The 5,870-nt window shown below is 33.9% G+C and carries 4 protein-coding genes and 5 tRNA genes; 5 read left to right on the forward strand and 4 right to left on the reverse strand.

Translation table 11 applies throughout. The features are described from left to right. Positions 1 to 233: 233 nt before the first annotated feature. The 4 genes from Q0V26_RS17720 to Q0V26_RS17735 form a co-directional block, all read right to left on the reverse strand. Positions 234 to 767 (reverse strand): hypothetical protein, encoded by a 534-nt coding sequence (locus tag Q0V26_RS17720; RefSeq protein ID WP_297486299.1) that lies wholly within the window; start codon positions 765 to 767, stop codon positions 234 to 236. Positions 768 to 922: 155 nt separating this feature from the next. Then, positions 923 to 3,064, reverse strand: a complete 2,142-nt coding sequence (locus Q0V26_RS17725) for an ExeM/NucH family extracellular endonuclease (RefSeq protein ID WP_297486300.1) — start codon at positions 3,062 to 3,064, stop codon at positions 923 to 925. Between the two features lie 66 nt (positions 3,065 to 3,130). Beyond that, on the reverse strand, positions 3,131 to 4,132 hold the full coding sequence (locus tag Q0V26_RS17730) for a porin (RefSeq protein WP_297486302.1): 1,002 nt from the start codon (positions 4,130 to 4,132) through the stop codon (positions 3,131 to 3,133). A 209-nt stretch (positions 4,133 to 4,341) separates the two neighbouring features. Beyond that, the gene (locus Q0V26_RS17735; RefSeq protein WP_297486304.1) at positions 4,342 to 4,470 is read right to left on the reverse strand and encodes a hypothetical protein; all 129 of its coding nucleotides are present in this window, start codon (positions 4,468 to 4,470) and stop codon (positions 4,342 to 4,344) included. Between the two features lie 300 nt (positions 4,471 to 4,770). Here Q0V26_RS17735 and Q0V26_RS17740 point away from each other — a divergent pair. From Q0V26_RS17740 to Q0V26_RS17760, 5 genes are all read left to right on the forward strand, one after another. Continuing rightward, positions 4,771 to 4,861 (forward strand) — tRNA-Ser (locus Q0V26_RS17740). 41 nt (positions 4,862 to 4,902) lie between these two features. Further along, positions 4,903 to 4,979: transfer RNA gene (locus Q0V26_RS17745), tRNA-Asp, on the forward strand. 50 nt (positions 4,980 to 5,029) lie between these two features. Then, positions 5,030 to 5,105, forward strand: a tRNA-Thr gene (locus Q0V26_RS17750). Between the two features lie 9 nt (positions 5,106 to 5,114). After that, positions 5,115 to 5,199: transfer RNA gene (locus tag Q0V26_RS17755), tRNA-Tyr, on the forward strand. A 499-nt stretch (positions 5,200 to 5,698) separates the two neighbouring features. Continuing rightward, a tRNA-Ser gene (locus tag Q0V26_RS17760) sits at positions 5,699 to 5,789 on the forward strand. The last annotated feature ends 81 nt before the right edge of the window (positions 5,790 to 5,870 follow it).

A 5,870-nucleotide genomic window follows, 5' to 3' on the forward strand; every position in this document is an offset into this window, starting at 1 on the left:
CTGAATAAAATAGTGATGTATTTAATTGGTGTAATAAAAGCGGGTTCAAATCCTCGATTACCTAAATCTGTGTGTTTTTGTTACATCCTGCAGTGAAATTATAAGCGAGATAGGGGAGCGATTATCAGTATATTGTAGAATAACCTCGTTGATGATAACGAGGCTTTGATATACCTATCATTAAGATGAGAAAATGTTGAAGACTAGTTTGTTTTTGATGGTGATTAATAACATCATATAGCTACTGCATTATGTACATTGATATTGTATTTTATAATATGTGATAGAAATAATAGTCGTTCAACTTTTAAGTCGGTTAAGCGATGTAAATCATATTCTGATGGATATTTATGATTAAGATCCAATAAATTAAATTGATCATCAATAATTATTTCTTTTTTTAATGATTTCATTATTAATGAATGACAATAATCTTGTGGTGAGTCTTCGAGTGGTATTTTTTTAATGATTTCATCAATTGTTATTATATTTCTATATTCAAAGAAATCGAACAATTGTTCTTCAATTATATTGGCTAGTTTTTCACTATCAATATGAGTGTCTTTTGATATTTTATTATATTCAATCATAACTCTAACTTTAGGGCTTGAAATTATTTTTTCTTTTATTTCAATGTCAAGAATACAGCTTGTTTTATACTTTTCAAACCAGGAACGAATTCTTTTTTCAACATCAGATTTATAAAGGAAAGGTTTTATCCATGCTTTATTTAATGATATTGAAAGTGATTTTGTAGAACTCAGCATGTAATTAGTATCCTAAAATATACGAAGCATGATTACATCACTATGTAGGATTTAATTTTATGATAAGCATCACATTGCAAGTATGAAGAAATCAATAATTATTAGTAATATTACTTTTCAAAAAAAGAGGCTGACTAAGCCTCTTTTTATATTGGTTATTTATGGTTATTTTTTCTTAATAGAATGATTCCAAATAAAGAAATTAATCCTATTATACCCGTAGAGCCTCCAGAGTATTTATCTTTAGCTTGCTCGGTGATTTTTAAATCAATAACAGCTGGATCGTGATCTGATGCACGGTAAATATCTTTATAACGAGGAGAGCATGCTTCTCCCACACAGTTATTTTTATTCGCATATTCTAATAATGTGCTTTCACCAGCGTTAATATTCCAATCTGTAGCATCAATAACCTTACTTTTTAGATCTGGTGATAATAGAATATAATCTAACGTACCAATATTATTTTGATATGAGAAGCTGTATGAGTCAGGATGTAATTGACGGATGATATTAGTATAGCCATAACTTTTATTAATAACTTTACCTTCTGGTCCATATAATGGTGTGCCTATTTCTTTATTACCACCAATATAAGTATATCCTGCTGCTTTGATAATATGATCTTTAGGTACATTATTGCGATTAGTTAATATTATGACAGGATCTTCATTTGCGTATGAATTTAGATCGCCAATAATAACTTTAGATCCCGGAATTTTTGCTAATGCTTCTCCTAGATGTTCAGCGGCAGCTACCCGTAAGTTTTCACATGAGCCTTGTTTATCTAAATCACGCTGTTTACCGGTGTTTACATCTTCCCAGCAAGTAGAACCTTTTGATTTGAAGTGGTTAACAGAGATGGTTAACGTCTTATCTGTACCTTTGATTTTAAAGGTTGGAACGATAGTATCACGTTGATGATTACTGCCACTTTCTATTTTTTGCTTGCCTTTTTCATCGGTATATTTAACTTCAGGAGCATGTTGCTCTGGCATTTTTATTATACGGTATTGCTCTAATGTGACTTTATTTGGTTTATAAATTACTTGGCTTGAAATGGCATCATCGCCAATAAATTTCTCACCATTATTGGGTTTTACATACGCATAATGCTCTGTGGGATCTTTAATTCGATCATTAATTTTAGTTACCAGATCATTAACGGCAGAATCTGATTGAAAGCCATTATTTTCAATTTCCATTAAACCGACAATATCAGCATTCATACGTACAATGGCATTGGCTATTTTAGTGCTTTGAAGATCAAATTCGGTTTGAGTTGTCGCCCCTCTATTTTGTTTTAGCGGGTTTTGGGTTTCATCTGTAAAGGGAGAGTTGAAGTAATTTAGAACATTAAAACTAGCAATACGTAAATCACCGCCTTGTTTTAATTCTGGCGCGTAGGTCCTATCGTTTGTATGAATAAATGTATTTGTATCAGCTTTATTCGTGACATAGAAACGGTAATCACCATAAGAATAACCAATTACACCTTCTAAGCCATTAACGACATCACCAATACGAATATAATTATCAGTTGTTCCGGTGCCGTTATCTTTACCAAAGGTTGGGTACCAAGGAATATCACCGTTTGCAGCTTTGGTAAAAGACTCAATAACTAATAAATCATTGGACTGGTATGTATGAGAGGTTGTTGGTGCTTGTGTTTGATTAGGGTGTACGTTTACCGTTCCATGTGAAAGTAACATGTTGTTACGATATGAATTAAAATCAAAACCATAATTTTTTGTGACGTTTAGATCTGAATTCTTATTAATGCGTACTAGCATTCCTTCGTAACGTTCTAAATCAAATTTATTGGCATCATCAAATGTTAAAACGGTTACTGGTGGCAATTTATTATCAACTTTACTTAGTTGGATGTCTGCAACATCAATTAATTTAGTCCAATGATAATCTTCACTAACTCTAGCAGTAAGGTTTATCTCTTGTCCTACCTTTAAGTTACCAATTGCTGTTGTTTGAACAAAAATACCATCAGAAGTTGCAGGATTATTATCCGTCATGGCTTGCATGAAAAAGCCTTGCTGCAGATCTTTACCTAAATTGTGTTGCTGAATAGCAGTAATAATCCCTTTAACGTTATAGCGGTAAGTGGATACATGTTGTTTATTAGGAACATCAATACCGTCAACAGGAGAGTATTCGTCATTACCTTGAATCTGTTGAATGGATAATGTTTTTAGTTCATTTTGATTATCAGCAGCACATAGTTGAAAACTAAATGATGAAAGGGTGGCACCAATAATTATCGCTAAAATATTTTTTTTCATGAGTTACGTTCCATGTGTATAACAATATATAAGTATCATTCAATGAGTTAAAATATCTGATGTTATTTAAAACCAATAATATGCTTTTAAATAACCTAGTGTACCTGTATTACCACCCATTGCAGCTTCAGCAACGAGTTTTACATTCTTGGCATACATATATTGCGTACCAACGACAACATGTTGGTCATCTTTGTCGTTATTATCGTCATTGTAAATATTACCTACAATATAACCTGTTAATTGGCTTGTAATGTCGTAAGAACCCGATAATACATAGGTCATGCTATTTTTGTTTACACCATCACGGTCGGAATAAGAGGTAAACCCACCAATAGCAAATTTGTTAATTTTATACTTGCCGTGTAATGAATATAATTCACCACGATTATGGACGGTTTCAGCAGCAGCAATAATGGTGAGATTGTTAGTAAAATAGCCAGCATAGCCATTTATAACTTCACCTTCTCGAGAATCAGTTACGTACGATCCTTTTTTCCCTAAAAATATGCCATTTTCATCATACATTGATTGCGCGTCTTGTTCGTAATCCCAACCTTTTGCTGAATATGAAATTCCAACTTTTAAAGCGCCAAATTCACCACGGTATTTAATCGTATTATCTTGATCTCCTGCTTCCGATACTTCGTCGGCTAATTCATTTGAGAAATCGCCAAAAGCATCATAGTGATCATAGGCTGTATCTGTTCGTCCAAACTCGACTGTTTGTTTGTTAGTTAAGAAATATCCAATATAAGCTTTATCAATGACTAATCTAAAATTATTTTCATAAGTCCAATCAGTACGTTCTGCATCAATTTCTAATTTGGCATAAAATTTATTAGTTTGTCCTTTTATACCAATGGTTCCAAAAGAGTCATCAACATAAGATTTAGATTTGTCGCCAAAAGGGGATTTATCTCTATTTGTGACAATGGTTCCGCCAATTTCAGCGCCACCATAGATATCTAATCTATCGCCATTATCTTTTTTATAAATAGTTGCAGAATGAGCTAAGCCACTCATAAGAAGGGATGAAATAGCAATCACCAATATTTCTTTTTTCATTTGATTTACTCACAGATTAATTTCTGCGAATAAAATATCTCTAAGGAATAACTTTGATGTAGTAATTAATGATGTCAAATGCATATATCGAATGGAAGTGTGATACGTAACAAAGCAAACGTTTGCTTTTTGATTTAAATTTGGAGCAAGATCAAAGTATTAATTATTGAGTTAAATAATGATTTTGGTGATAGGGCTCGAAAGGGTATTTAACGGTGAATACTCTGTGTCGCTTCAATATTACCATGGGCTTGAATAACGGTACCTTGAGATTGGCAACAGCCGTTGATCGCTATAGATATTAGTATTAAAGCAGCGATGTTTTTTATGGTGATCATTTGTAAGACCAGAATGAGTAACAATAAGGTTGAGTCTACCTGCATCATTAGTAAGTAACAAGGATGTAAAATTTAACTATTATGTTGTGTAACTATTTCTACATCGCTATCTATTGTGTAACTCTGGTGAATCTTAATCATTAAATCGTCGATAAATATAGGTGAAATTCTAGTATTGTGAGCTTGTTGATCTTATTTTGATTGTTTTTAGTCATAATTGATTGATAAAAGTGCAGTTGATATTTTTTTTGTGATTTTTACTTTACAGTTAGCTTTGTCAACTATATTATTTTCCGCATTGGAGAGATGGCTGAGCGGTTGAAAGCACCGGTCTTGAAAACCGGCATACGTTTATAGCGTATCTAGGGTTCAAATCCCTATCTCTCCGCCAAATTCTAATAATTTGATGTATTTCAAGTTAGTTAAAGAATTGGAGTGGTAGTTCAGTTGGTTAGAATACCGGCCTGTCACGCCGGGGGTCGCGGGTTCGAGTCCCGTCCACTCCGCCAACATAAAGACATAGTGTTAAATTATTAACATGCTATGTAACGAAATTTGTGCCGACTTAGCTCAGTAGGTAGAGCAACTGACTTGTAATCAGTAGGTCACCAGTTCGACTCCGGTAGTCGGCACCATTAAATTTCGGTGGGATTCCCGAGTGGCCAAAGGGAGCAGATTGTAAATCTGCCGGCACTGCCTTCGAAGGTTCGAATCCTTCTCCCACCACCATATTTTTAGTTCTGCTGGTGATCTTTATTGGAAAGATTAGTGGTATGTTAATTTACATGTCACTGGTTTAATCCCTGAAGAGTAAAGCCAAATAGAGAAGCTCGCAAGAAATTGCGGGCTTTTTTACGTCTGTATTTTGGTGAAACTAGGTTTCGAGAATGCAGAGTATTAGAGCCCATCATCCTATAATTTCTTCTTAGTTCAGTTGGTACTCTTTATTGGGGAGCTTAGCGGCCTGTTAATTCACATGTCACTGGTTCAAGTCCAGTAGGGTGAAGCCAAATAGCAGGATTGGTAATTAATGATGAGTTTGTTATTTTTAGATAACGGTAATTAATTATAGATAGTGGCTCTTTCTGAATGTAATCATGTTGGTTTGTTGTATAAAACAACAAATTGAACGATCTTAATGAGTATTGATTAATTGATGATCACTTAAAAAGCTTTTTAATATTATTACTTTACAAGGAAAGGGGTACACTATATTATACGCGGCATTGGAGAGATGGCTGAGCGGTTGAAAGCACTGGTCTTGAAAACCAGCATACGTTTATAGCGTATCTAGGGTTCAAATCCCTATCTCTCCGCCATATTTAGTTATCAAGTTTCGACTTGGTAGTAAAAAAGAAATTAGTGTGCCGACTTAGCTCAGTAGGTAGAGCAACTGACTT

Origin of the sequence: uncultured Photobacterium sp., assembly GCF_947039875.1 — a bacterium.
In the GTDB taxonomy this organism is placed as follows: domain Bacteria; phylum Pseudomonadota; class Gammaproteobacteria; order Enterobacterales; family Vibrionaceae; genus Photobacterium.